This window comes from Streptococcus sp. SN3 (genome assembly GCF_030439905.1).
In genome coordinates, this window is the sequence record NZ_JAQFJF010000008.1 from 56047 (window position 1) to 79855 (window position 23809).

Annotated in this window: 25 protein-coding genes; 13 read left to right on the top strand and 12 right to left on the bottom strand. The window is 44.3% G+C overall.

Features of this window, described 5'->3' with window-relative positions; genetic code table 11:
- The first annotated feature begins 71 nt into the window (after positions 1 to 71).
- On the top strand, positions 72 to 1016 hold the full coding sequence (locus tag PCY71_RS12430; protein ID WP_023917132.1) for a 3-oxoacyl-ACP synthase: 945 nt from the start codon (positions 72 to 74) through the stop codon (positions 1014 to 1016).
- A 103-nt stretch (positions 1017 to 1119) separates the two neighbouring features.
- On the opposite strand, the gene PCY71_RS12435 is transcribed toward PCY71_RS12430, so the two are convergent.
- Positions 1120 to 1650: a TetR/AcrR family transcriptional regulator gene (locus tag PCY71_RS12435; protein ID WP_048773828.1), complete on the bottom strand. Its 531-nt coding sequence runs from the start codon at positions 1648 to 1650 to the stop codon at positions 1120 to 1122.
- Positions 1651 to 1882: 232 nt separating this feature from the next.
- Positions 1883 to 2587: a DUF4947 domain-containing protein gene (locus PCY71_RS12440; RefSeq protein WP_009659567.1), complete on the bottom strand. Its 705-nt coding sequence runs from the start codon at positions 2585 to 2587 to the stop codon at positions 1883 to 1885.
- A gap of 374 nt (positions 2588 to 2961) precedes the next feature.
- On the opposite strand from PCY71_RS12440, the gene PCY71_RS12445 reads away from it, so the two are divergent.
- The 3 genes from PCY71_RS12445 to PCY71_RS12455 all read left to right on the top strand — a co-directional run bounded on the left by PCY71_RS12445 (position 2962) and on the right by PCY71_RS12455 (position 7567).
- The gene (locus tag PCY71_RS12445) at positions 2962 to 5385 is read left to right on the top strand and encodes a YhgE/Pip domain-containing protein (protein ID WP_048773826.1); all 2424 of its coding nucleotides are present in this window, start codon (positions 2962 to 2964) and stop codon (positions 5383 to 5385) included.
- A 189-nt stretch (positions 5386 to 5574) separates the two neighbouring features.
- On the top strand, positions 5575 to 6288 hold the full coding sequence (locus PCY71_RS12450; protein WP_002908321.1) for a polyphosphate polymerase domain-containing protein: 714 nt from the start codon (positions 5575 to 5577) through the stop codon (positions 6286 to 6288).
- Between the two features lie 19 nt (positions 6289 to 6307).
- Positions 6308 to 7567, top strand: coding sequence for a carbohydrate-binding domain-containing protein (locus tag PCY71_RS12455; RefSeq protein WP_048773825.1), 1260 nt, complete (start codon positions 6308 to 6310; stop codon positions 7565 to 7567).
- 83 nt (positions 7568 to 7650) lie between these two features.
- Here the strand turns inward: PCY71_RS12455 and PCY71_RS12460 are convergent, their stop codons facing one another.
- The 5 genes from PCY71_RS12460 to PCY71_RS12480 all read right to left on the bottom strand — a co-directional run bounded on the left by PCY71_RS12460 (position 7651) and on the right by PCY71_RS12480 (position 11366).
- Positions 7651 to 8304, bottom strand: coding sequence for an HAD family hydrolase (locus PCY71_RS12460; RefSeq protein ID WP_002908318.1), 654 nt, complete (start codon positions 8302 to 8304; stop codon positions 7651 to 7653).
- Positions 8297 to 9250: a S66 peptidase family protein gene (locus tag PCY71_RS12465; protein ID WP_002908317.1), complete on the bottom strand. Its 954-nt coding sequence runs from the start codon at positions 9248 to 9250 to the stop codon at positions 8297 to 8299. Before PCY71_RS12465 ends, PCY71_RS12460 begins: the two co-directional genes overlap by 8 nt.
- A 143-nt stretch (positions 9251 to 9393) precedes the next feature.
- Positions 9394 to 10461, bottom strand: coding sequence for a DUF4097 family beta strand repeat-containing protein (locus PCY71_RS12470; RefSeq protein WP_048773823.1), 1068 nt, complete (start codon positions 10459 to 10461; stop codon positions 9394 to 9396).
- Positions 10454 to 11053 (bottom strand): DUF1700 domain-containing protein, encoded by a 600-nt coding sequence (locus PCY71_RS12475; RefSeq protein WP_048773821.1) that lies wholly within the window; start codon positions 11051 to 11053, stop codon positions 10454 to 10456. The genes PCY71_RS12470 and PCY71_RS12475 overlap by 8 nt, the downstream gene beginning before the upstream one ends.
- On the bottom strand, positions 11028 to 11366 hold the full coding sequence (locus PCY71_RS12480) for a PadR family transcriptional regulator (protein WP_048773819.1): 339 nt from the start codon (positions 11364 to 11366) through the stop codon (positions 11028 to 11030). The genes PCY71_RS12475 and PCY71_RS12480 overlap by 26 nt, the downstream gene beginning before the upstream one ends.
- Positions 11367 to 11624: 258 nt before the next feature.
- Here PCY71_RS12480 and PCY71_RS12485 point away from each other — a divergent pair, with 258 nt between their 5' ends.
- From PCY71_RS12485 to PCY71_RS12510, 6 genes are read left to right on the top strand one after another with little or no spacing between them, the layout of a single operon-like run.
- Positions 11625 to 11756 (top strand): teichoic acid D-Ala incorporation-associated protein DltX, encoded by a 132-nt coding sequence (locus tag PCY71_RS12485; protein ID WP_002894209.1) that lies wholly within the window; start codon positions 11625 to 11627, stop codon positions 11754 to 11756.
- 19 nt (positions 11757 to 11775) lie between these two features.
- On the top strand, positions 11776 to 13326 hold the full coding sequence (dltA, locus tag PCY71_RS12490; RefSeq protein WP_002908314.1) for a D-alanine--poly(phosphoribitol) ligase subunit DltA: 1551 nt from the start codon (positions 11776 to 11778) through the stop codon (positions 13324 to 13326).
- Complete coding sequence (gene dltB / locus PCY71_RS12495) at positions 13323 to 14567, top strand: D-alanyl-lipoteichoic acid biosynthesis protein DltB (RefSeq protein WP_048773816.1); 1245 nt, start codon at positions 13323 to 13325, stop codon at positions 14565 to 14567. Before dltA ends, dltB begins: the two co-directional genes overlap by 4 nt.
- Positions 14568 to 14586: 19 nt before the next feature.
- On the top strand, positions 14587 to 14826 hold the full coding sequence (dltC, locus tag PCY71_RS12500; RefSeq protein WP_002894204.1) for a D-alanine--poly(phosphoribitol) ligase subunit DltC: 240 nt from the start codon (positions 14587 to 14589) through the stop codon (positions 14824 to 14826).
- Complete coding sequence (dltD, locus tag PCY71_RS12505; RefSeq protein WP_048773815.1) at positions 14819 to 16087, top strand: D-alanyl-lipoteichoic acid biosynthesis protein DltD; 1269 nt, start codon at positions 14819 to 14821, stop codon at positions 16085 to 16087. The genes dltC and dltD overlap by 8 nt, the downstream gene beginning before the upstream one ends.
- 40 nt (positions 16088 to 16127) lie before the next feature.
- Entirely contained in the window at positions 16128 to 16613 is a 486-nt protein-coding gene (locus PCY71_RS12510) for a GNAT family N-acetyltransferase (RefSeq protein WP_048773813.1), read from the top strand.
- Positions 16614 to 16643: 30 nt separating this feature from the next.
- On the opposite strand, the gene PCY71_RS12515 is transcribed toward PCY71_RS12510, so the two are convergent.
- From PCY71_RS12515 to PCY71_RS12525, 3 genes are all read right to left on the bottom strand, one after another.
- Positions 16644 to 17471, bottom strand: a complete 828-nt coding sequence (locus tag PCY71_RS12515; protein WP_002908309.1) for a Cof-type HAD-IIB family hydrolase — start codon at positions 17469 to 17471, stop codon at positions 16644 to 16646.
- A gap of 32 nt (positions 17472 to 17503) precedes the next feature.
- Positions 17504 to 18250, bottom strand: a complete 747-nt coding sequence (locus tag PCY71_RS12520) for a DeoR/GlpR family DNA-binding transcription regulator (RefSeq protein WP_002908308.1) — start codon at positions 18248 to 18250, stop codon at positions 17504 to 17506.
- A 162-nt stretch (positions 18251 to 18412) separates the two neighbouring features.
- Positions 18413 to 18808, bottom strand: coding sequence for a hypothetical protein (locus PCY71_RS12525; protein ID WP_002907568.1), 396 nt, complete (start codon positions 18806 to 18808; stop codon positions 18413 to 18415).
- 280 nt (positions 18809 to 19088) lie between these two features.
- Between PCY71_RS12525 and PCY71_RS12530 the strand changes: the two genes are divergently transcribed.
- Both PCY71_RS12530 and PCY71_RS12535 read left to right on the top strand, forming a co-directional pair.
- Positions 19089 to 19670, top strand: a complete 582-nt coding sequence (locus PCY71_RS12530; protein WP_032912347.1) for a DNA-3-methyladenine glycosylase — start codon at positions 19089 to 19091, stop codon at positions 19668 to 19670.
- 3 nt (positions 19671 to 19673) lie between these two features.
- Complete coding sequence (locus tag PCY71_RS12535; protein ID WP_048773809.1) at positions 19674 to 20936, top strand: S41 family peptidase; 1263 nt, start codon at positions 19674 to 19676, stop codon at positions 20934 to 20936.
- Positions 20937 to 20961: 25 nt separating this feature from the next.
- Here PCY71_RS12535 and PCY71_RS12540 read toward each other — a convergent pair whose 3' ends face one another.
- Positions 20962 to 22128, bottom strand: coding sequence for an MFS transporter (locus tag PCY71_RS12540; RefSeq protein WP_048773808.1), 1167 nt, complete (start codon positions 22126 to 22128; stop codon positions 20962 to 20964).
- Between the two features lie 38 nt (positions 22129 to 22166).
- A complete protein-coding gene (locus PCY71_RS12545; protein WP_048773807.1) occupies positions 22167 to 22688 on the bottom strand; it encodes a TetR/AcrR family transcriptional regulator in 522 nt (173 codons plus the stop codon).
- Positions 22689 to 22857: 169 nt separating this feature from the next.
- Here PCY71_RS12545 and PCY71_RS12550 point away from each other — a divergent pair, with 169 nt between their 5' ends.
- Positions 22858 to 23751 carry a cation diffusion facilitator family transporter gene (locus PCY71_RS12550; RefSeq protein WP_048773806.1) on the top strand — a complete coding sequence of 298 codons (894 nt, stop codon included), beginning with the start codon at positions 22858 to 22860 and terminating at the stop codon, positions 23749 to 23751.
- Positions 23752 to 23809 lie beyond the last annotated feature (58 nt).

Consider the following 23809-nt stretch of genomic DNA (forward strand, 5'->3'; position numbering starts at 1 on the left):
CAGAGGCTGAAGTGCTTTGGCAGTTTACCCAGCTGCCGAGCAGCCCCAAGTCTGACAAGAAGGAGTTTAATATGACTGCAGTAAAGAATCATATAAAGATAGTTGGTTACGGTACGCATCTACCTAGAAATACCGTGACTTTTAAGGATCAGACTCGATATCGGGTAGTGGAAAATGAAGAAACCCAGCTTTCCATGGCGGTTAAGGCGATTGAAAAAGCCCTAGAGCAAGCGGGTTTGACAATCAAAGACATCGATTGTATCGTGTCAGCTAGTGCAGTGGGCGTTCAGCCTATTCCCTGCACCGCGGCCCTGATTCATGAGTTGGTAGCCAAGGGCTTGTCCATTCCAGCCATGGATATCAATACGACCTGTACCAGTTTTATCTCGGCTTTGAGTCTCATGTCTCATTTGTTGGAGGCTGGTGAGTATCAAAGGATTCTCATTGTGTCCAGTGAGGTTGGAAGTTTGGGTCTCAATCCCAATCAGAAGGAAAGTTTTGAGTTGTTCAGTGACGGTGCGGCTGCTTTGATTTTTGAAGCAACAGAGGAAGAGAGAGGGGTCATCTCCAGCCTGCAGCGGACTTGGTCTGAGGGAGCTCATGATACAGAGATTCGCGGTGGTTTGACATCGTTTCAGCCTAAGGAGTATTCAGATGCTACCAAGACTCACTACATGTTTGACATGAATGGCAAGAAGATTCTCTTGCTCTCTGCCAGAAAAATTCCAGAAATGTTTAAAGAATTTAAAGAAAAGAGTGGCCTTAGCCTATCTGACTTGGATTATATCATTCCGCATCAGGCGAGTCGGGCTCTGCCAATGGTCATGCGCAGCTTGGGTATTCCTGATGATAAATACCTTAATATTGTGCAAGACTATGGGAATATGGTGTCAGTAGCAGTGCCTTTTTCTCTCTGCTATGCTCTGGAGCGTAATCTAGTCAAGGAAGGGGACACCATCGCTCTGATGGGAACAGCAGCTGGTATGACAGTTAATATGCTGGCTATGAAACTATAATATAAGGAAAATAGGGTGTACAGAACCAAAAGAGGTTTTGTACACCCTGTTTAATTTTTCAAAATATGAAAAGAGCTGGAACCCATTGGGTTCCAGCAACTTCTTACAGCATTTTCAAAAGAAATTCTGCTATTTGTTCAGGACTTTCTTTTTTTCCTCTAGCAATCCACATTTGGCAGACACCAAAGAAGGCATTGGCGAGAAAGACTCTGCTGTATTCTTTTTCAAAATTATTGTAAACACGTCTACTAAAACGGTCCTGCAGACTATCTGCCAACATTACCTGCAGCTTATGGCGCAGAAAATTCTGAATCTCTTTCGTGCCATTTTCTGTCAAAAGAGCAGCCAAGAGTGGCTCTAGCTGGAGGAACTGAAAGACCTCTGTAATCGCAGTTTGAACATCTTCTTGATTATTCTCAAAAATATATCCCAACTGATGAAAGAGGTTTTGCTGATAACGTTCAATCATATCGTACTTGTCCTTGTAGTGAGTATAAAAACTACTACGGCTGATGCCAGCAGCTTGAGCTAGCTGTACAGTAGTGATATGGTCGAAGGACTGCTTATGCAGTAGTGAAACCATGGCTCTTTCAATAATAGCCTTGGTTTTTCGGCGTTTATTGCTTTCTAACATAAAATCTCCCTTTGAGGCTAAGCCTCAGTCTGCTCTTCAAGCGAATAGCCATCATAGCAAACTACTTTTTCTTTTTCTCCGTGTACTATTATATCAAATGTTTTTCCAGTGGAAAAGAGTTAAATTCCGGAATTAAGCATAGATAGACAAAATTTTATCTGATTAGGCTTAGTCGACTGGTAAAATAATAAAGCCGAGGCTTAAAGTAAAGTCTCGGCTTTTGTTATGAACATTATTTAAAGTAGAGGTAGTCAGGGTCAGGAGTGACATAAAGTAGCTCGCCTTCCTGTGAGAAGATAATAGAAATTTGTTCATTTTTATAAGAGTAAATTGTGTAGGTATTTTGTAATCTTGATGCTTGAGCAATGTCAACTACACCCGCTAAGAAAGCACGCGCTTGTTCGGTACTTATTTTTTGCTCCTGAACCAGTCTTTTAAGATTTTCTAATTCTTTGTTTTGGAAGGCTTCATATTCAGAAGCGAGATCGGTGCTTATTTTTTCTGGTTCGCCGAGAATACTTTTGACTTTTTCTTGGGTATATCCTTTAAATTCAGGAATTTGAGCTTCAAAACCGCCAGATTCATAGGATTGGTAATAGACCTTGGCATTGCCAGTCGCATAAATCTTATCATTCTTAGCGTGATCGGCATCTTCTGGAAGACCATCTGTGGTTTTTTCTATATCCTTACTAGAACTACTATTTTCTTTACTAGAACTTCTGGAAGAACTACTGCTGCTAGGGGAGCTGCTTCTACTTTTGGAAGATTGCTTTGATGAGCTTGAGGAATCCTTTAAACTAACTTTTTTTCCTGATTTATCCGAATTAGAAGAGCGAGTGGTAGAATCTGAATTAGATGGTACAAGGAAACGGCAGGCTGACAGCAGAAATAGTACTGCAGCTAGAGAAAATAAGCTAAATAGTGTTCTTTTTTTCATTATCTTAAACCTTTCTTTACTATGCTCAATCTTACTTGAGCTATTGTGATATGAGGCATCTGCTGACAACAGTGTTTCACATGGAACCATATAATTAATTTAAAAGTTTGACATTTAATTCTATATGCTCCGCTAATAATTCTAACATAAAACTGATTTTCTGTGTACCTACCTATGGGAAAATACCTTTTGTTTACAGATTATTCAGGGATTAAAGACAGTAGGACTAACTTATTCCGCTTCCTTGCAATCTTTTTAAACAAAATTGGACACGGTGTCCATTTTTTTAAAAAATAAACTTGTAATAATTTTCGATTGGTGTATAATCAATTTTATTGAAATTTGGACACTGTGTATAATTTTAGGAGGTAGATATGTTAAAAGAATGGAAAGCTATTTTAAAAAAGCCGACTTTTATCATTGTGATGTTAGGAGTCTCTTTGATTCCTGCCTTGTATAATGTTATTTTCCTGAGCTCCATGTGGGATCCGTATGGAAAGGTATCGGACTTGCCAGTGGCGGTCGTCAATCAGGATAAAGCTGTAACTGCTAGTGGTAAGACCTTGTCTATAGGCGAGGATGTTGTTTCCAGCCTCAAGGAAAATAAAAATCTGGATTTTCACTTCGTCAGTAAAGAAGACGCTCAAAATGGTCTGGAAAAGGGTGATTACTACATGGTTGTGACGCTTCCAAGTGATTTATCTGAACGTGCAGCCAGTGTTTTGACCGATAATCCTCAGCAAATGAAGATTGACTATCAAACGTCTAGTGGCCACAGTTTTATTGCTGGTAAGATGAGTGATTCAGCCATGGCTTCTTTGAAGCAGACGGTGGCGCAAAATGTCACGGATACTTATACAAACGCCTTATTTAAGAATATGGGAGATCTAAAAACTGGCTTGGTGAAGGCATCCGATGGTGCTCAGCAATTAGCATCTGGCAGCCAACAACTAGGTTCAGGCAGTCAGACAATTGCAGATAATTTAAGAACTCTGAATCAAGCCACGAGCAAATTATCGTCCGGTGCAGCTCAATTTAACACAGGACTACAGACTTATACTGGGAGTGTTGCACAAGTATCGTCTGGACTGGGTAGTTTGTCAAATGGGATAAACACTTATACTAGTGGTGTAAGTACTGTGGCCACAGGTGCAAATCAGCTGTCGGGTCGATCAGCAGACTTATTGGGTGGAGTCCAACAGCTCACCCAGTCAGGAGATGGAGTTCAGGCCTTATCGACAGGTGTGACAAATCTGAATACTGGCTTGGCCACATTAAAGTCCTCGGTAGATACCACCTTAGCTAACAACCAGCAAAACGTCAATGATTTAGCAAACGGTTTGACACAGTTGAATGCTAGTATTCAAGCTGCAGCAAGTGACTCAGCAGTGTCGACAGACAGCATTGAAGCTTCACTGACTAGCATAGCAGCATCCGCTCAAGCCATTATCAATAACAATCAGGATGCCAAGGCCGCAGCTTTGGCAAGTGTCCAAGGGACCAGTGCTTATCAAGGGCTTTCTAGTGAGGCTAAGGCTGAGATTGACGCAGCAGTCGGTGCTAGTCAAGCAGGAAGTGATCAATCTGCTCAGGCAATTTTATCAGAAGTTGATACGATGAGGGCTTCTCTTGAAGTGATAAAAGCTACCAGTCAAACGAAAATTAGTCAATTGGGAAACACTTCTACTCAGGTTTTACCCCAAGCATCTAATCTGATAAATGGCCTTTATAATGGCTTGTCAACGGTGAGTACTAGCCTCGGTTCAGCAAGCGGAGGAGCCAATCAACTAGTCGCAGGTGTAGATACCCTAAATGAAAAATTAACGACCGGCGCGACACAATTGGAGCAAGGGGTGACAAGTTATACCAATGCAGTCGGTCAGCTATCTGAGGGGACATCAGCTTTGGCAAGTAAGAACCCTGATTTGCTAGCAAATACAACAAAATTAGCAAACGGGGCTGCCCAATTAACAGATAAATCGCCAGAATTGACCTCTAGTTTCGGGAAATTAGCAGATGGAACCAATCAATTAGCGAGTGGCACAGAGAAGCTGGCTGATGGCAGCAGTGCTTTAACGGATAATCTCTCTAAACTTACCGTGGGAACGAGCGATTTGTCCAATGGCCTCTCAGATGCAGGCGATAAATTGTCGGCTGTTTCAACCAAGGAAGACAATGCAAAAACTCTAGCAGATCCTCTGACACTGAGCAAGACAGATGAGAATAAGGTAGAGAAAAACGGCATTGGAATGGCGCCTTATATGATTTCAGTAGCTTTATTTGTGGCAGCTATTTCAACTAATATCATCTTTAGCACACTTCCATCAGGTCAAGAACCTAAGACGAGACGAGACTGGTTGAAGGCCCGTATAGAGGTAAATGGAGTCATATCTGTCGTAGCGGGTGTTTTGGTCTATGGTGCTGTGCACTTGATAGGCCTATCTGCAAACCATGAGTGGGCAACCCTTGGTTTGATTGTCCTAGCCAGCATGACCTTTATGGCTCTTGTGACGGCTTTGGTTACTTGGGATAGCAAGCTCGGCGCCTTTGCTTCTCTGATTCTCTTGCTTTTACAGCTGGCTTCTAGTGCAGGAACCTATCCGCTGGAGCTGACTAGTAAGATTTTCCAAGTTATCAACCCTTGGCTGCCAATGAGCTATTCTGTATCGGGCTTACGTCAAACGATTTCCATGAATGGTCAAATCGGTACTCAGGTCCTCTTCCTTACTTTTGTTTTAGTTCTTTTCATGACACTTGGTACTCTAGTTTATCGAACAGATAAAAAACAGCTAGCTTAGGGTTCGTGCTTTTATGAATCTGTAAAAATGTAGATGAAAAGTCTATCTGTAATTCGTTTACTTTTTCTCTAACCAACATCTCCTGAAAAGGGAGATGTTTTGTTTTCTTTAAGTTTTCTTTATCTTTCTTTTAAGTTTTCATCTTTAAAATTGCATTACATTCAAGAAAGATAGAGAGGTGAGAAGCCCATGGCAGAAAAATTTTTTCAACATCATTTTCAGCGCTTTGAAACCAAATACATCATTTCCAAGGAAACTTTGCTGGATCTATTGCTAGAGTTTGAAGGATATCTGGTGGAGGATGAGCGAGCTTATTCGACCATTAACAATCTCTACTACGATACGCCATCTTATCAGCTTATTCGTGAGTCCTTGGAAAATCCTTGCTTTGATGAGAAGGTGCGTTTGCGGACTTATCAAGAGCATCCGACCGAGGATAGTCAAGTCTTTTTGGAAATCAAGAAAAAGACGGAGAATCTGGTCACCAAACGCCGTCTTGCAGCAGATTTGCTGACAGCGGAAGCCTACCTGGACGGTGATTACAGTCAGCTGACTGACCTTCAGATAGATAAGGAAATGGCTTGGTTGACCCAGCATTTTGGCAACATTCAGCCTATGATGTATATCGGCTACAATCGTTATTCTATGAAGGGGATTGAGGACGAGCGGATTCGGATTACCTTTGATCACGACCTGACCTACCGTCCTTATGATCTGAGTCTCTTGGCTGGTCGCCATGGAGATCATCTCCTACCAGCCAACCACGTGATTATGGAAGTTAAGATTCCAGAAGCTTGTCCGCTATGGCTGAGCGAGATTATGGATCGCTACCAGCTGTCTCCTAGCTCTTTCTCCAAATATGGCTTTGCTTATAAAAAAGCAAACTGTATCAGCAGCAAATAAAATAGATAGGAAAAGAAAAATGAAACAATCAAAATCAACCCTTAAAAAAATTAAATTGATGATTCCACTGGTCTTGATGACAGCAGTGCTGGGAGCATGTAGCTCAAACGCCAGCAGTTCTACAGCTTCAAGCACCACTCAGACTGCTAATGCTCCCAGCACCAGTCAGACTAAGACCAATACTTCTGATTACTTTGCTTCAGAAGACTCAGGCGCTTCTTATGATGAGTCTAAGGCGACGACTATCAGCCTGAGCGGCTCTAGTGCTAAGACTTATGGTGACGGTGCTAGTGTTTCTGGCTCTACTGTAACAATCTCAGAAGCTGGGACCTATGTCGTTTCCGGAACGAGTGAAAATGTGCAGATTGTCGTCAAAGCAGGTGATAGCGACAAGGTTCAAATCGTCCTAAATGGTGTAACCATGAGCGGGACAGACGCAGCTATCCTAGTAGAAAATGCGGGTAAAACAAGCCTAACTCTGGCTGACGGCAGCCAAAACACAATCTCAGATTCATCAAATCATAGCAATACGGATGCAGATGCAGCTATCTATAGTAACTCTGATCTGACTCTCAATGGCTCTGGAAGTCTGACAGTTGACGGCAAGTATGAAACAGCGATTAAGTCTGAGCAGACCTTGCGGGTGACAGGTGGCACTTATACGCTCAAGGCAGCTAAGAATGGTCTGTCTGCAGCTTCAGCCATTAATATCAAGGACGCTACTATCGATATCACAGCGACAGAAGATGCTATCCACGCGGACAATGATGAAGATACTTCTCTGGGGAATCTCTATATCCAGTCCGGCACCATCACGATTAATGCTGGTGATGATGGTCTACACGCTAGCAATATCGCTTTGATTGATGGTGGAACGATTACGGTTTCTAAGAGTGTAGAAGCTCTGGAGGGAACCAATGTCACCATTAACGGCGGTAAGCTGGATCTTTATGCGACAGATGATGGTATCAATGCAGCTAGTGACGTAACTGGCGCTGATATCTTTATCAAGATTACCGGTGGCGATATCAAGGTCGAGGTCGGTGAAGGCGATACCGATGCTATCGACTCCAACGGCGATGTCATTATGTCAGGAGGAAACTTAGATATTACTTCTACGGTATCTGCCTTTGACTTTGATGGAACGGCTACCTACACTGGCGGTACCATCACGGTCAATGGTGAAAGCCGAACAGAAATCACAACAGACGGACCTGGCGCTGGTGGACCTGGTGGCGGCGGTGCCCCAGGCGGCCAAGGCGGTTTTGGTGGACGATAAGAAAATAAGGCAGTTCAATTTGAACTGCCTTATTAATTTATGAAAAAGACGGGGATGCAGCTATGTTTCTGCAAAGCAATCTTTTATAGAAGACTTAAGAGGGACGATAAATTTTCTATGGTGAAATCAGGTTTTTCTTCTAGTCGTTGGGGTTGGTAATAAGCACTAAAACCTTGTTTTAACCAGATAGTTGTCATTCCTAGTGCTTTAGCAGGTATGATATCATTGTCTATTCGATCACCAATCATGACAGCTTGTTGAGAAGGGCAATGAGCTTTCTCTAAAGCTAAAGTGAAAATGGCAGGGGAAGGCTTGGCAAGTCCGAGCTCTGCAGAAGAGACAACTAAATCAATCCATTGATATAGTCCCATTTTTTTCAAACGTTCTTTTAGGCCAGGTAGTTGGTTGGCGATGATTCCGATTTTATATCGGTTGTGCAATTCTTTTAAGACCACTTGGGCATCTGGGTATAATTTCTCCAAATTAGAGTTCCAAATGGGACGTTCTAAGTTAAATTCTTTTATTGTCTCCAAGTCTCCCTTTTTGCCTTCTTTAAACAGTTCAACCATACGAGCATAAAAAATATCGTAGTTAATATTTGTCCCTGTAATTGCTCTCCTAATTCTATCTTGATAGGCTTCTTTTTCATCAATCAAAGTAGAGCCAATGTCAAAAAACAACCATTTATGAGCTGACATTTTACTACCTCCACAGTAATTATGATATGCCTTACTCATCTATCTTAATCAACATCTTCTCCGTATCCACTGTCACTTGAGCACCGATGGTAATGGTAAAGAGTGGCTGAGTATGGGCAAAGTCCAAGTCATAGAGGACGGGAATCGTCTTTAGAATTGGATGTTTATCCAAGATATAAAGGAGCAGCTCCTCTGTCATATGGCATTCTTTTGGAAAGCGGCCGATGAGGAGGGCCTGCGGGTTAGGATAGGCCTGAAGGAGGGCGGCAAGATTGCGGTCAAATTCCACATAATCATCTTCCTCTGCCTCTTCAACAAAGAGGACATAGTTTTCATCTGTCGGGGCGTAGGGGGTGCCACGTAGGAGTGAGAAGGTGGAGAGATTACCGCCGATAACAGTGGCTTGGGCTTGTCCGTGATGATAGACTTTCCACTCCGTCTTATGGAAGGTCAGTGGCGCATCGGGCAGATACCAAGCATTGTCGCCCCATTTTTCACTAGGAGTCAATTCATAAGAAGTCTGGCTGACGGCCTTGAGCCAGCTCTCGGTCTGATAGTCCTGCAGGGCATCCATCTTAAAGCTGGAGTAAGACGGTCCCATGTAGGTTTTCATGCCGGTCTTACTATAGATAGCGTTGAGCAAGGCTGTTGTGTCTGAGTAGCCGCAGAAAATCTTAGGATTTCTAGCAATCAATTCAAAGTCCAGATAGGGCAGGAGCTCATTGCAGTTGAAACCGCCGATGGTGGCCAGAATAGCATCAACGGAGTCATCTGAAAAGGCAGCATGGATGTCTGCCACTCGGCTTTCGATGGAGGCAGAGCCTAGTATATCATTTTCCAGATAATGCTCCGAAAAAGACACGGTAAATCCTAGCTTTTCCAAGCGCTCCTTGGCGGCTAGATTGGCCTCAAAGCCACCAAGGCGTTCGATTGACGACGAGGGGCTGACGATTCGAATGTGCATACCAGGTGTGAGTTTTTTCATAGGGACCTCCTTGTGATAAATTTTTATAGAATATCATAGCACAAAGGCCAAGGCCTGTAAAGCATCTTAGGGCATTACGGGAATTTTTATTAAAAAAGGGAGTCGCTGAGGACTCCCTGATTGTATATATTCTTTTCTATGATTTATTCGCTGAGCTTAATGCTACCGCTTTGGGCGCTGGCAGTAAGTGTAGTTGTCGGATTTTCGACTTTACGGATGGCAGAGCCGCCAAGTTCATGGCCTTTGGAGTGCTCTACACTTATACTACTAGGGATGTCAATTTCACCTAGATCCGTTTTCAGATCAAAGGATAGCTGCGACAAACTGCCAGAAACCAGATGCAGATTAATATCGCCCAGTTGGTTAGTGATAGAGATTGTACCAGCTAATTCCAACTGTTCAGAGTTCAGTGAGCCGCTTGAGATTTTCAGAGTGCTGTCGGAGATTTTGCTCGAGTTTAGATTGACCTCTCCCAGAGAGTTTGATATTTCGCCAGATGCGAACTGGCTGTTGCTCAGAGTGATGGTACCCGAAGAATCAATGATTTTTCCAGAGCTAATCTGACTGTTATTGATGGTAATCTCTCCCAGAGAGTTCTTAAATTTACCAGATGCGAATTGGCCATCATTCACAGTCAACGAGCCCTGAGATAGAGAGAAGTCAGCATTTTTGGCTGATAGATTGGACAGCGTAACATCTCCTAATGACGAACTGCCGCTGAATGTCTCAAGCTTGGTCCCCTTGGGCAGGGAAAGCTCCACAGTACGCTTCTCCTGAGATTCTTGGTCAAATAAGCTGAGTAAGGAGCGGATGCCAGTGCTTATGTGGAAGGAGCGGATGTCAGTGCTTATGTGGAAGGAGTCTGCACCATCTTCCTTGATGTTTAAGTTTCCATTTTCAGAACTTGTTGTTATTTTTCCAAGCATGCTGCCGCCAATCTGATAGTTGCCGTCTCTTTGGTAATAGGTCAAGTGAGCCTTGTCATCAGGAGATTCGCTGATGACGAGGTTTCTAGCTGCTAAGTTGATATTTAGGGAAGAAAGATCAGAGAAACTTTCTTCTTTTTTCGTTAGTTTTACCTTGCTTTTGGTAGAATTGACCAAGTCATTGACACCGCCTGTAATGGAGCCGATAGTTGTCAGGGCTCCACCAAAGAGGCAGGCTAAAATAGCTGCAGATAAAAGAGGTTTTTTCAATTTGATGTTAGCCATGACGTGTTCCTTTCTTTGCGAAAAGTTGAGCTAGTTTGACAAAGCCAGCCTTGCCAAACTGAGTAACAGGAGAAATGCCTGCGTAGAAGATGCCGGACAGTCCCAGAACTAGAACACTGAGCCCCAGAGTGAACAGGAAGGCCGGGATCGATGTTGTCAGTCCCACTGTCAAAGTGTCCCAGATCAGGCTGATGCCAAAGATAAAGAAGGCAAAGGCACCTATAGCCATGACGAGAGCAAAGATAAAGACTAAGAGGAAGAAAACGAAAGTCAAAAGTGCTGCTACTATAAAGAGCGGAATAGCCAAGGGTGCTGCCAAAATGGATAGGATAGCAATCTGGACGATGTTCTTAGTGTTTTTTGATGAACTGCTGTCTTGATTATCTTCCTCGACTTTTTTGTCCAAAAGATTCAACATAATCTCGTGAGCCGCTTCCTTTGGGCTGCCTAAATCAGCAATAGCGGCTTCCTCGCCCTCTGGGCCTACCTCGTCGAAGTACTCAGTGAAGTAATCCATAGCTTCCTCATAGTCCTTGCGTGGCAGTTTTTTTAGATATTTTTCTAGCTCAGCTAGATACTCGGTTCTTGTCATGACGGATGCTCCCTTCTATGATACCGCTGATGGTCGTAGTATAAGTTTGCCACTCTTCTTTTAGAGTGAGTAGATGTTCATGCCCGTAGGCAGTGAGTGAATAGTATTTTCGTTTTCGTCCTTGGTACTCCTGCGAATAAGTCGTGAGGCAGTCAATTTGCTCCAGCTTCTTCAGAATAGGGTAAAGTGTTGATTCTTTGATATTGGCAATCAGCTTGATCGTTTGGCTGATTTCATAACCGTAGGAATCGTCTTTTTCAAGGATGGCTAAGATGAGAAACTCAATCAAAGCCGATGATGTGGGGAAAGACATAGGACCACCTCCTTGTGTAAAATATTTATATATAATCTTTCTATATATAGTCTACAACCTCTTAGAGAAAAAGTCAAGCAAAATATATAAAATTTTTATATATTTTTTGAAAAAGTCTTTTAATGGCTGTTTATAAGGCACATCAAAGTACCTTTCTTCCTTACAAGAACTTTACATCTTCCTTAGCTTTTGTGTTGAAAACATCTTCCATAAAATGGTAAAATGGTGTAAGTCTAACTAAAAATATAAGAGAGATCAATGAAAAAACATCAAACCCTATATAAGTTTTTGGGCCAAACCCTACTATATTTTGTTATCTTTCTGGCCTTGCTTTATTTCTTTAGCTATCTGGGTCAGGGTCAGGGTGGCTTTATCTATAATGAATTTTAATGTGAGAGAGTAGGAAACAATGTCAAATAAAGTGATACATGATATGATTGAAGCTATTGAGCATTTTGCTCAGGTGCAGCCGGATTTTCCGGTCTATGATATTTTAGGTCAAGTTCATACTTATGGCGATTTAAAGAAGGATTCCGATTCGCTGGCGGCTCAGATTGACCGTTTGGGACTTCCTGACAAGTCTCCGGTTGTGGTCTTTGGCGGCCAGGAATACGAAATGCTGGCTACTTTTGTGGCCTTGACTAAGTCTGGTCATGCCTACATTCCTATCGACAGCCACTCAGCCTTGGAGCGCGTGGCAGCGATTGTGGAAGTTGCTGAGCCAAGCTTGATTATTGCCATCAATGATTTTCCGCTGGTAGATGTGGCAGCTCCTATTTTTAGTGCGGAGCAAGTTCAGACGGCTTTCAGAGAGGGAGCATCCTATGAGCTTAGCCATCCGGTGCAGGGAGATGATAATTATTACATCATTTTCACATCAGGGACGACTGGCAAGCCTAAGGGGGTGCAGATTTCCCATAATAATCTGCTCAGCTTTACGAATTGGATGATTACGGATAAAGAGTTTGCGACTCCGGAGCGTCCTCAAATGTTGGCTCAGCCGCCTTATTCTTTTGACTTGTCGGTCATGTATTGGGCGCCGACTTTGGCCTTGGGAGGGACTCTTTTTGCCCTGCCTTCGGCTGTGACTCAGGATTTCAAGCAGCTGTTTGAGACGATTCTCAGTCTGCCTATTGCTATCTGGACGTCTACACCTTCCTTCGCGGACATGGCCTTGCTGTCGGATGACTTTAACAGCCAGAAGCTGCCTCAGCTGACGCATTTCTACTTTGACGGCGAGGAGTTGACGGTCAAGACAGCTCAGAAGCTGCGCGATCGCTTTCCTCAAGCTCGCATTATCAATGCTTACGGTCCGACTGAGGCAACAGTGGCCCTGTCTGCGGTAGCAGTGACAGACGAGATGCTGCAAAATTGCAAGCGCCTGCCGATTGGCTATACCAAGGCGGACTCTCCGACCTTTGTCATTGATGAAGAAGGGCAGAAGGTGCCGAATGGCCAGCAGGGAGAAATCATCGTCTGCGGCCCAGCTGTATCCAAAGGCTATCTGAATAATCCTGAGAAGACAGCGGAGGCCTTCTTTGAATTTGAAGGTCTGCCAGCCTATCATACAGGAGATGTCGGCTCGATGACAGATGAAGGCTTGCTGCTCTACGGCGGCCGGATGGACTTCCAGATTAAGTTTAATGGTTTCCGTATTGAGTTGGAGGATGTGTCTCAGAACCTGAACAAATCGAAATACGTTGAATCTGCAGTGGCTGTGCCCCGCTACAATAAGGACCACAAGGTCCAAAATCTGTTGGCCTACGTCATCCTCAAAGACGGTGTGGCTGAGCAGTTTGAGCGGGAAATTGATATTACCAAGGCAATCAAGGAAGATCTGCAGGATATCATGATGTCCTATATGATGCCGTCCAAGTTCCTCTATCGAGAGACCCTGCCTCTGACTCCAAATGGCAAGATTGACATCAAGGGGCTGATTAGCGAGGTCAATAAGCGATGATGGATTTCTTGAAACAGCTGCCTCACTTGGAACCCTACGGCAATCCAATTTACTTTGTCTATATCGTTCTGGCAGTTCTGCCAATCTTTGTCGGACTTTTCTTTAAGAAACGCTTTCCCCTTTATGAAGCCTTGGTCAGCTTGGTCTTTATCGTCCTGATGCTGACAGGTCCTAGTCTGGCGCAGCTTTGTGCTTTGTTAGGCTATGTCATCTGGCAGATAGTTTGGGTTTACTCATACAAGCTCTATCGCCGGTCGCGGGACAGCAAGTGGATCTTTTATCTGCATACCTTGCTGGCGGTTCTGCCGCTTGTGCTTGTTAAGGTAGAGCCCGCGATCAGCGGTCATCAGTCCCTCTTTGGCTTTTTGGGGATTTCCTATCTGACCTTTCGCTCGGTAGGGATGATGATTGAGATGCGCGATGGGGTTCTGACAGAGTTCACGCTCTGGGAGTTCTTGCGTTTCCTGCTCTTCATGCCGACCTTTTCAAGCGGTCCTATTGATCGTTTCAAACGTTTCAATGAAGACTATTTGAACATTCCTGAGCGCGATGAGCTGCTGGATATGCTGGAGCAGTCTGTCAAGTATATCATGCTAGGCTTCCTTTATAAGTTTATCCTAGCCCATATCTTTGGACATCTCTTGCTGGGGCATGTCAAGACCTACGCTCTCTATACCGGCGGTTTCTTTAATCTGGGAACTCTAGGCGTTATGTATGTCTTTGGTCTGGATCTCTTCTTTGACTTTGCCGGTTATTCGATGTTTGCGCTAGCTATTTCCAATCTCATGGGAATCAAGAGCCCTATCAACTTTGATAAGCCCTTTCTCTCACGTGATTTGAAAGAATTTTGGAATCGCTGGCACATGAGTCTGTCCTTTTGGTTCCGTGATTTTGTCTTTATGCGGCTGGTCATGGTCCTGATGCGCAATAAGGTCTTTAAAAACCGCAATACGACATCCAGTGTGGCCTATCTGATTAACATGCTGATTATGGGCTTCTGGCATGGCGTGACCTGGTACTATATCGCCTACGGTTTCTTTCATGGAGCTGGGCTGGTGGTCAATGATGCCTGGCTGCGCAAGAAGAAAACCCTAAACAAAGAGCGCAAGGCTAAGGGGCTTCCGCCTCTGCCAGACAATAAATGGACCCAAGCTTTGGGGATTGTGGTGACCTTTCACGCAGTCATGTTCTCATTTTTAATCTTTTCTGGATTTTTAAATGAGCTTTGGTTTAAAAAATAAAAATGAATGAGGAAGAAAAATGGATATAAAAGCAGAAGTAATTGAAATTATTGAAGAACTATTTATGGAAGATGTGTCAGATATGATGGACGAGGATTTGTTTGACGCTGGTGTCCTAGACAGTATGGGAACGGTCGAGCTGATTGTTGAGCTAGAAAACCGTTTTGATATCCGCGTGCCAGTGTCAGAGTTTGGCCGCGATGACTGGAACACAGCCAATAAAATCGTTGAAGGCGTAACGGAGCTTCGCAATGCTTAAACGACTCTGGCTGATTCTGGGGCCGGTTTTCTGCGCCATGGTCATGGTTGCCCTGCTCTTTTTCTTCTATCCGCTTGATAAAAAGCATGATATAGAAGCAGAGAAGCGCTCGGCAGTGACCCTGACAGCAGAAAACTTCAAGAGCCGCAGCAAGAAGGTGACAGCCTTGACCGATAAGAAGATGCGCTTTGTTCCCTTCTTTGGCTCTAGTGAATGGCTGCGCTTTGATAGCATGCATCCGGCGGTCCTTGCCGAGAAGTACGACCGCTCCTATCGGCCTTATTTTCTAGGCCAGCGCGGGGCAGCATCATTTAATCAGTACTTTGGCATGCAGCAGATGTCCTCTGAGCTGAAGGGACAAACGGCGGTCTATGTGGTGTCGCCCCAGTGGTTTACCAAGACCGGCTATGATGCTTCGGCCTTTCAGCAGTACTTCAACAGTGATCAGCTGACGGCTTATCTGTCTCAGCAGCAAGGAGATGCGGCGGCGCAATATGCAGCCCAGCGCCTCCTGCAGCTTTATCCAGATGTTGCTATGGCAGAGAGCGTCCAGAAGCTGTCTGAAGGTAAAAAGCTGAGCAGCTTTGAAGAGCGTCATATTGAGATGATGGCTCATCTTAATGAGCGCCAAGATGCTTTTTTCAGCAACTTTGCTGCCCTCAATAATGAAAACTATGACCAGCGAATTTTGCCTTATATGGCTGATCTGCCAGACACCTTCTCCTATCAGGCTTTGGAAGAGATTGCCACAGCAGAAGCCAAGAAGAAGACCAATAATAACCAATTCGGCATAGACAATCAATTTTACAAGACCCGTCTAGCCGGCAAGGTTGCCAAGCTCAGAGGTTTTCAGACCAAACAATCTTATGAAAAATCCCCTGAGTACAACGACTTGCAGCTGGTTCTGGATCAGTTTGCCAAGTCAAAGACCAATGTCATCTTCATCATTCCACCGGTCAATTCTAAGTGGATGGAGTATACAGGACTCGGTCCTGAAATGTACCAGCGGACGGTGGCCAAGATTCGTTACCAGCTGGAAAGTCAGGGTTTTACCAACATTGCTGATTTTTCTAAGGACGGCGACAAGCCTTACTTCATGCAGGACACTATTCACATGGGCTGGAATGGCTGGCTGGCCTTTGACAAGGCGGTTGATCCTTTTGTAGCCAATCCACAGCCGGCGCCAAACTATCAGATCAATGACCGCTTCTTCAGCAAGGAATGGTCTCAGTATACTGGCAAACCAGAAGAATTCAAATAAGGTTGGGACTTTCCAGCCTTATTTTTATAAAGGAGGAAAGATGAAGATTCGTTTGTCCCAAATAGAAGATATCCCAGCCATTATGGCGATTTATGATGTGGCTCGTCAGTTCATGAAAGACCAAGGCAATCCGACTCAGTGGGATGGAGGCTATCCCAGCGCGAGCTTGATTGAGGATGACATTGCGACTGGCCACTCCTTTGTTGTCGAGGAAGAAGGGCGGCCGGTTGGCACCTTTGCCTTTATCATTGGAGAAGACCCGACCTATCAGGTCATCGAAAAGGGAACCTGGCATTTTGCAGAGCCTTACGGCACCATTCACCGCATCGCTTCGAACGGGCAAGTCAGAGGCCTGTCCCGTCAGGTCTTTGATTTTTGCCGCCAGCAGATTCCCTACTTGCGAATCGATACCCATGCGGACAATCAAGCTATGCAGGCTGCTGTGCTGAACTACGGCTTTAGGGAGTGTGGCATTATTTATGTGGCTGATGGCAGTCCTCGCCTGGCTTATGACTATCATCAATAAAAAAATCTGCCCTTGAGCAGATTTTTTGCGTTATATCAAAACATACTTTTCTACAGCTTCTGCAACTCCGTGCTCATTGTTGCTTTTGGTGACGGCTTTTGCCTCGGTTTTGACTGCTTCGGGGGCATTGCCCATAGCGACTCCAAGTCCAGCCAGGCGGAGCATAGGAAGGTCATTGAAGTTGTCTCCGATTGTCATAACCTGCTCTAGAGGCACTTGATAGTGCTGGGCAATTTCGTATAAGGCTTGCTCCTTGGAGACATGCTTGGCCGTGACTTCCATGTAGTTGTCCTTAGAGAGATAGAAGGCTGTCTTGGCAAAGTCCAAGGTCTGTAGGTAGTCATGGAGTTTCTGGATGACAGGCGCTTGATCAATCAGGAGTAGCTTGTGGACAGGCATTTGCGCATTCAGCACTGGGATTAGCTCATTCTGAATCATCGGTCGCTCACCTGTAATAGCTGCCTCTATCTGCACCCACTTATCCAGACGGTCAGCGATCCAATCCTTACCAGAGTAGAGATTGATGGACACGCTAGGAAATTCAGCCTTGACCAGTTCCAGAAAAGTGCGGATTTCTTCCTTATCCAGAGGGTGCTCGATAATGGTCTCATAAGCTTGCGGGTCGCCCTTGATGACCAGAGCGCCATTGTAGCAGGCTAACGGATTATCTCCCAGTTTCAGCTCACGCGAAATGGGCTCCATGCCTAGAGGAGAGCGGGCAGAAGCGAGAACGAAAGGGATTTTTTCTCGGCTTAGCAGGGGAATCATGTCCTTGAGTTTAGAATCTACTTGGTGCTGGTCATCCAAAATGGTGCCGTCAATGTCGCTGATAATCAGGCGAATCGGTTGGTTTGTCATAGCTCTTCCTCCTTTGTGTCTAATGGATCGATTTAATAAATTATTTTAACCTTGTCTCCTATCAGTTCTTGGACTTCAGGGTTGGGCTCTTGGTCCGTAATCCAGTAGTCAAAGTCGCTGACAGGACCCAGGATGTACTTAGATTCTTTCTGCCATTTGTCTTGCTCAGCCAGCAGAATCTTAACCTTGGCGTGTTTCAAAGCTAGTTTTTTCAGGTGAGCATCGGCCTCGTCTTCGAAGCTGACCAGACCATCAGAGACACTAGCTGCTCCGATAAAGGCAATGTCAAAGGAAATTTGCTGCAACAGCTCTGCTTCATTGAGCGCGTAGTAGAAGCGGTTTTTGGGATAGAATTTTCCACCTAAGAGGTGAAAGTCAACTTTGTCCTGACTGCTCAGCATGATTGCATTATCCAGAGAATGAGAGTAGATTGTCATAGGCTCCTTGATGCGCTGAGCCAGATGGAGAACGATGGTTGAGACATCAAAGAAAGCAATCAGCCCCGGCTTGAGAAAGTCATGGGCCTTCTGAGCGATAGCCTTTTTTTCTTGACTTAGTTGGCTGATGCGGTCGTTAAAGGAGGGGATTTGCCGGCTAGTATCCAGCGGGATAATACCTCCGTGGGTGCGCTGTACAAGCCTACGCTCGCTCAAAATCGAAAAATCTCGCCGAATAGTATCTTTAGAAACCTGAAAATGCTCAATCATATCCTTGGCTGATAGCTGTTTTTTCTCAGCTAAGAGCTCTAAGATTTCAGCTAAGCGTTGTTCTTGATACATGCTTGTCCCTCCTTGCTTTTCTAAATAGAGTATAACATAGCAAATAAGTTTTTACAAGTCTTTTTAATGTTTTACAAGTTTTTTGAAATGCGCAGGAGAAAATCAAAAAACCGAGCAAATCTCGGTTTTCATGAATTATAATAATCGAAATATATTTTTCAATTAAGGTGTTTGAATATTGACAGATCCATCGCTGCCGACCTTAACATCAACGCCGCCGCCTTGGACATGAACGCCATCTTCATTTACGCTAACACCAGCGTTGTCAGTTTGTACATTAGCACTACCGTCTCCGTTAGTTTCAACAGAAGCATCGCCGCTTTCGTCATCGCCATTTACATTAACGCTAGTATCACCGCCGTTTACGTTGACTTTGGCACTGCCGCTTTCTTCAGATGTGCTGCTAGAGCTTGTCTTAGCTTTAGATGAAGAAGATACGCTTGAGCTGGAACTTGAGCTTTCTTCAGTCTTCTTATCTGCAGAATTTCCGCAAGCTGCTAAAAAGAAAAGTGCAATTAGTGGTAATAAAAATAAAGAAATTTTAGATAATTTTTTCATCTTACCCCTCCTTCTAGTATAATATTAAACAAATATTTCATTTGAAGCAATGAAAAACTGGATTGATACATAAATAACATACTCTGTTAATAAAAATGTTACAAAATATATGTACGATAAATAGATAATGCATAGATTTTATAAGCTTTTCCACGATTTTTTGGCTGTTTGCATCGTAATCTTTTTGTAATAAATAATGAGTCTATGTGAAGGAGAAAAATAACATTTTTGCAACATTTCTTTTCCTCTGTAAATGGAGAAATCATGCTATAATCAACCTATGTTATCAAGAGATTTTCAGAAACTAATCGAGACAGACACAGTTGCAGCAGCGCGAGCTTTGCTAGGTATGCAATTGATTCTAAATGGCCAGAAGCTAGGCCGAATTGTCGAAACAGAAGCCTATCTAGGAGGTCAGGATAGTGCCTGTCATTCTGCTGGAGGGCGCCGCTCCCCTAAGAATGAATCCATGTATCTGTCAGCTGGTCACTGGTATGTCTATCAGATTCATGGCCATCAGATGCTGAATCTGGTGACCAAGGCTGAAAATGTTGCTGAAGCCGTACTGATTCGAGCCTTGGAGCTGCCGGATGGCCGACTTTTAGCTAACGGCCCCGGCAAGTTAACCAAGTATGCTGGGATTGATAAGCGCTTTGATGGACAGAGTTTAGCGACTTCCAGTCTGCAATTAGCCCATGATCTGACTCCCAATCAGATTGCCAGCCGTTCGCGGATTGGCGTGACCTGCACAGATGCCTGGCGGGAGGAGCCCTTAGGCTTTTATGTGGCCGGCAATCGTCATGTCTCAAAAGTGCCCAAGCGAGGCCTGCTGGATGATGAGGACACTTGGAAGAAGGAGTAAAAGATGAAGAAAACAGAGATTTTTGAGCAAGTCGTAGAAATTATGCGAGAGGATTCCTCTACAAAGAAAGACATTCTGGGTGCAAATCCCGAAGAATATCGAGCGCGTATCACAGACCAGATGAGCCAAGAGGACTTTCTTTACCAGATGCATTGTTATATAGCCAGTTTTGGAATTTTGTCTCATGTTTGGTTTGGACTTAAGGAAACGCAAACGCCCGGCTTTAAACTGAGATACTACCAAGACTGCCTCTACGTCCTGCAGGCAAATAGCGATACGGGGCTGAAACGTGGAGACCAGATTCTAGCCTTAGATGGAAAAGCCTTGCCTCAGGTGTATCAAGATCACAAGGATTATTTTGTCAGTTCCACACCAGAGCGACAGCACAAGGAGTGGGCTTACTTTGTGGGGCATGCAGGAGAAGTTACGGTGGTACGCAATGGCAAGGAGGAGCAACTGCATGTTCAGCCGACCGCTCACCCAAAGAAGCCACCGCAGTTTGAATGGCGCAATCTTTCTGAGGACATCGTTTATCTCAAGTTAGAAGATTTTACGGATGAGGTTGCTATCAGCCAGCTATATGCAGACAGCCAAGCAGCTATTGAGCAGGCCAAGTATTTAATCATTGATGTTCGAGTCAATTATGGCGGGACGGACTCGCTTTATTATCCACTTTTCAAATATACTCTCCCTCAGGGGAAGGCCTTCAGTGACTTAGATTTGCCAAGCGATGATGGGATGGAGATTCTCTATACGGATAGAAATGTTGATTTGCGTCAGCAACTGATGCAAAAGTTCTTAGAAGATCCAAACTTGTCAGCAGAAACTCACCAGATTCTCAAAGAATTTCTAAAAGAGTTAGATGAAAATCGGGGGAAAGGGTATGTCCTTTATGGCGATGAGGACAGCAATCAGAACTTTTTGCCAGACGTTCTAGGCCTAGCTCGACCTGAAAAAGTCTTTGTACTAGCAGATGTGACCTGTGGGTCTTCAGGTGATAATTTTGTTGATACCATGAAAAAGATGCCCAAGGTTACGGTTCTAGGGCGTCCGACTATGGGAATTCTAGATTATTCCAATTGCTGCGTGAAGGATTTTGGTGACTATGAGCTCCTGTTTCCCACTTCACGTGACACTAGGATTGATCAAGGAAAGGGCATGAATGACAAGGGAGTTGAGCCGGATATCTTGATTCCTTGGACACCAGAGCACTTAGAGCGAGATGTGGACCTGGAAGAATGCCTAAACTATTGCAAAAACGCTTAGGATTTCTAAGCGTTTTTCGTCTTTATTATATCTTGTCAAACTTCTCAATGTAAAAGAGAGTTAGTGTCACGATGGCAGCCAAGCCAATGAGAATGAGGATGGCTGGAGTCCAGGAATGGAATAAATCAAAGCTGTATCCAAAGAGGCTAGGACCAAAGGCGGCCAGAATATAACCACCAGTCTGGGCTAAGCCAGATAGCTGAGCGGTTTGCTCAGGAGTACTGGTTTTGAGCGAGAAAGTAACCATAAGGTAAGGGAAGAGGGCGCTGACGGACATACCGATTAGCAGATTGAGGATGAGCCAGTAGACAAAGGAATCTGTCCAGACCAACAGCATGCCCAGACCAACCATACCAGTTACAGAAAAGAGAGCAATCATCCCCAAGCGTTTTTTAGCGGATAGACGCGTTGTCAGACTAGGTATCGTCATAGCCAGAGGAAGGCTGATAATTGAAAAGATAGAGGCTAAGAATCCAGTAGCATCATCGGAAAGTCCTGCCAACTGGCCAAGAGTCGGCAGCCAAGTGATAGCTGTATAAAAGAGCAAGGACTGCAGGCCGCCGAAAACAATCAGAGCCCATACTCTAGGATTTGTTAGCAGAGACCCCATTTGCTGCTCTCGGCTTTTGCTAGTCAGTTTGTGATTATGCCGACTGTTGGGCAGCCAGATTAAGCAGGCCAGTAAGCAGATGAGAGTCAGGGCGAGAATCAGTCCTTTCCAGCCAGCTAAGCGGACAATAGGCGCAGCCAAGGGAGACATGACTGAGATGGCCAGTCCCATAGAAGTGATATAGAGCGTGGTTAGAAATCCAATTTTCTCTGGCTGATTTGCCTGAATGACATTAGGCAGGAGCACATTTAAGACAGCGATGGCAGCCCCTAGCATGATTGTACCTGCGTAGAGTAGAGGCAGGTTAAAGATACGAATAAAAGAGCCCAGAGTCAGCACAATCATGGCTAGGGTAAAGAGCTTTTCCAGGCCGACCTTTTGAGCTAGGCGTGGGGAAAAGGCTGAGCAGAGGGCAAACATGACCAAGGGTAGGCTAGTCAGCAGTCCCAGTGAGTTGACGGGAACTTGCAGTCCCTTAGCAATATCACCCAGAACAACGGGCAGTACTGCAAAAGGCGCCCGCAGGACAACCCCCACCATCAGAATACCTGGAAGTAAAAATTTTGAATGTTTCTTTTTCATAAAGTTAAGTTTCCTCCTATATAAGTATCAAAATAAAATCAGTTCATCAAATCCAGAAAATACTGGCTGATAACTGTTTCTGGCAATGTTTTCTTCTGCTGGAGCCACCAGCTGACAGTCTCCACAAAGGTAGAGGTCACGTAATTTCTCAGAAAGGTTTCTGGCAGCTGGGATTTTTTCTGCAGGAGCTGCTCCTGAATCATCGGAAAGAGATAGTTTTCCAGCTCAATCTTTAAGCGATTGGTGAAATAGATATTTTTCGAAAGCAGCAAGGTTGCAATCTTGTCCTGATTCTTTTGGAAATGCTTGAAAATATGGGCGGTTGCTTCAAAGAGATCCTTGCCGTCGTCGCGCTCAAGAAAGGTATGCTGAAAGAGGTCTTGGCAAACCTCCTCTAGCAAGGCTTCCTTAGTATCGAAATGGGCATAAAAAGTCGACCGGCCAACATCTGCCAGGTCGATGATTTCTTGCACCGTGATGCTTTCATAGCTTTTTTGATGCAGCAGGCTGATAAAAGCTTGGTAAATAGCTGCGCGTGATTTCTTGACTCGTCTGTCCATAGTATTTCGGAACAAAAGAGCGGGATTGTTCAGTAACGGACAAAGCCCCTCAATTGCTTCTTGTTTCCTTTCTGAGAATAAGGGATAATAAAGATGAAGAAAACTGAACAAGGTGTTCCGTTTTGATTACATTATACTATAAATTTAGCCAAACTGAAAGGAGGCTGCTGTGAAATCTAGTAAAAATATGACTATTGCCTTTCTGTTAAACTTTTCCTTTGCCATTCTTGAGTTTATCTTTGGCTTCATGTTCAATTCCAGCGCTGTACTAGCCGATGCTGTACACGATACAGGAGACGCGATGGCCATCGGACTTTCCACCCTTTTTGAAAAAATTTCTAATAAAAAAGAAGACAAGAAATACACTCTGGGCTATAAGCGCTACAGCCTTTTGGGAGCCCTGCTGACTTCGGTCATCTTGCTGGTTGGCTCTACCTTGGTGATTATCGAAAATGTACCCAAGGTCTTTGCGCCTGAAAAGGTCAATTATGACGGTATGCTGGTGCTGGGGATTATTGCCATTGTGGTCAATCTAGCAGCCAGTAAGGTAGTCGGTCATGGACATAGCCATGGACACAGTCACAATGAGTCCATTCTCAGTCTCCATTTCTTAGAGGATATTCTGGGATGGCTGGCTGTTATTCTGGTCTCTATCGTTTTGCGCTTTACCGACTGGTATTTTCTTGACCCGCTGCTCTCCCTGCTCATTGCAGGCTTCATCCTCAGCAAAGCCCTGCCTAAGTTCTGGGAAAATATCAAGATCTTTTTGGATCATATCCCTAGCGATATTGATTTGAGCCAGCTTTATCAAGAAATTCTGGCAGTTGAAAACGTTCAGGCTATTACCCAGCTCAATGTCTGGACCACAGACGGTTTGGAAAAATTTGCTATGATCCATATCTGTCTTGAAAATCCAGACCTTCTAATTGAGACCCAGACTACTTTGCGTCAAGAACTGCAGGCCTACGGGATTACTAAAATCACTATCCAGACGGATAGTAGCTTGGAAGAGCACGAAGAGTGGTGCATAGGTGGGGAGGGCGATTTAAAACCTCATACTTAAATAGTACTACTATAAACTATATCTCTGCAGTCCGATATTTCGGGCTGTTTTTTCGTTT

Coding starts and splice junctions, on each gene's coding strand:
- PCY71_RS12430 (WP_023917132.1), top strand. CDS start 72: ATGACTGCAGTAAAGAATCATATAAAGATAGTTGGTTACGGTACGCAT.
- PCY71_RS12435 (WP_048773828.1), bottom strand. CDS start 1,650: ATGTTAGAAAGCAATAAACGCCGAAAAACCAAGGCTATTATTGAAAGA.
- PCY71_RS12440 (WP_009659567.1), bottom strand. CDS start 2,587: ATGAAAAAAAGAACACTATTTAGCTTATTTTCTCTAGCTGCAGTACTA.
- PCY71_RS12445 (WP_048773826.1), top strand. CDS start 2,962: ATGTTAAAAGAATGGAAAGCTATTTTAAAAAAGCCGACTTTTATCATT.
- PCY71_RS12450 (WP_002908321.1), top strand. CDS start 5,575: ATGGCAGAAAAATTTTTTCAACATCATTTTCAGCGCTTTGAAACCAAA.
- PCY71_RS12455 (WP_048773825.1), top strand. CDS start 6,308: ATGAAACAATCAAAATCAACCCTTAAAAAAATTAAATTGATGATTCCA.
- PCY71_RS12460 (WP_002908318.1), bottom strand. CDS start 8,304: ATGAGTAAGGCATATCATAATTACTGTGGAGGTAGTAAAATGTCAGCT.
- PCY71_RS12465 (WP_002908317.1), bottom strand. CDS start 9,250: ATGAAAAAACTCACACCTGGTATGCACATTCGAATCGTCAGCCCCTCG.
- PCY71_RS12470 (WP_048773823.1), bottom strand. CDS start 10,461: ATGGCTAACATCAAATTGAAAAAACCTCTTTTATCTGCAGCTATTTTA.
- PCY71_RS12475 (WP_048773821.1), bottom strand. CDS start 11,053: ATGACAAGAACCGAGTATCTAGCTGAGCTAGAAAAATATCTAAAAAAA.
- PCY71_RS12480 (WP_048773819.1), bottom strand. CDS start 11,366: ATGTCTTTCCCCACATCATCGGCTTTGATTGAGTTTCTCATCTTAGCC.
- PCY71_RS12485 (WP_002894209.1), top strand. CDS start 11,625: ATGAAAAAACATCAAACCCTATATAAGTTTTTGGGCCAAACCCTACTA.
- dltA (WP_002908314.1), top strand. CDS start 11,776: ATGTCAAATAAAGTGATACATGATATGATTGAAGCTATTGAGCATTTT.
- dltB (WP_048773816.1), top strand. CDS start 13,323: ATGATGGATTTCTTGAAACAGCTGCCTCACTTGGAACCCTACGGCAAT.
- dltC (WP_002894204.1), top strand. CDS start 14,587: ATGGATATAAAAGCAGAAGTAATTGAAATTATTGAAGAACTATTTATG.
- dltD (WP_048773815.1), top strand. CDS start 14,819: ATGCTTAAACGACTCTGGCTGATTCTGGGGCCGGTTTTCTGCGCCATG.
- PCY71_RS12510 (WP_048773813.1), top strand. CDS start 16,128: ATGAAGATTCGTTTGTCCCAAATAGAAGATATCCCAGCCATTATGGCG.
- PCY71_RS12515 (WP_002908309.1), bottom strand. CDS start 17,471: ATGACAAACCAACCGATTCGCCTGATTATCAGCGACATTGACGGCACC.
- PCY71_RS12520 (WP_002908308.1), bottom strand. CDS start 18,250: ATGTATCAAGAACAACGCTTAGCTGAAATCTTAGAGCTCTTAGCTGAG.
- PCY71_RS12525 (WP_002907568.1), bottom strand. CDS start 18,808: ATGAAAAAATTATCTAAAATTTCTTTATTTTTATTACCACTAATTGCA.
- PCY71_RS12530 (WP_032912347.1), top strand. CDS start 19,089: ATGTTATCAAGAGATTTTCAGAAACTAATCGAGACAGACACAGTTGCA.
- PCY71_RS12535 (WP_048773809.1), top strand. CDS start 19,674: ATGAAGAAAACAGAGATTTTTGAGCAAGTCGTAGAAATTATGCGAGAG.
- PCY71_RS12540 (WP_048773808.1), bottom strand. CDS start 22,128: ATGAAAAAGAAACATTCAAAATTTTTACTTCCAGGTATTCTGATGGTG.
- PCY71_RS12545 (WP_048773807.1), bottom strand. CDS start 22,688: ATGGACAGACGAGTCAAGAAATCACGCGCAGCTATTTACCAAGCTTTT.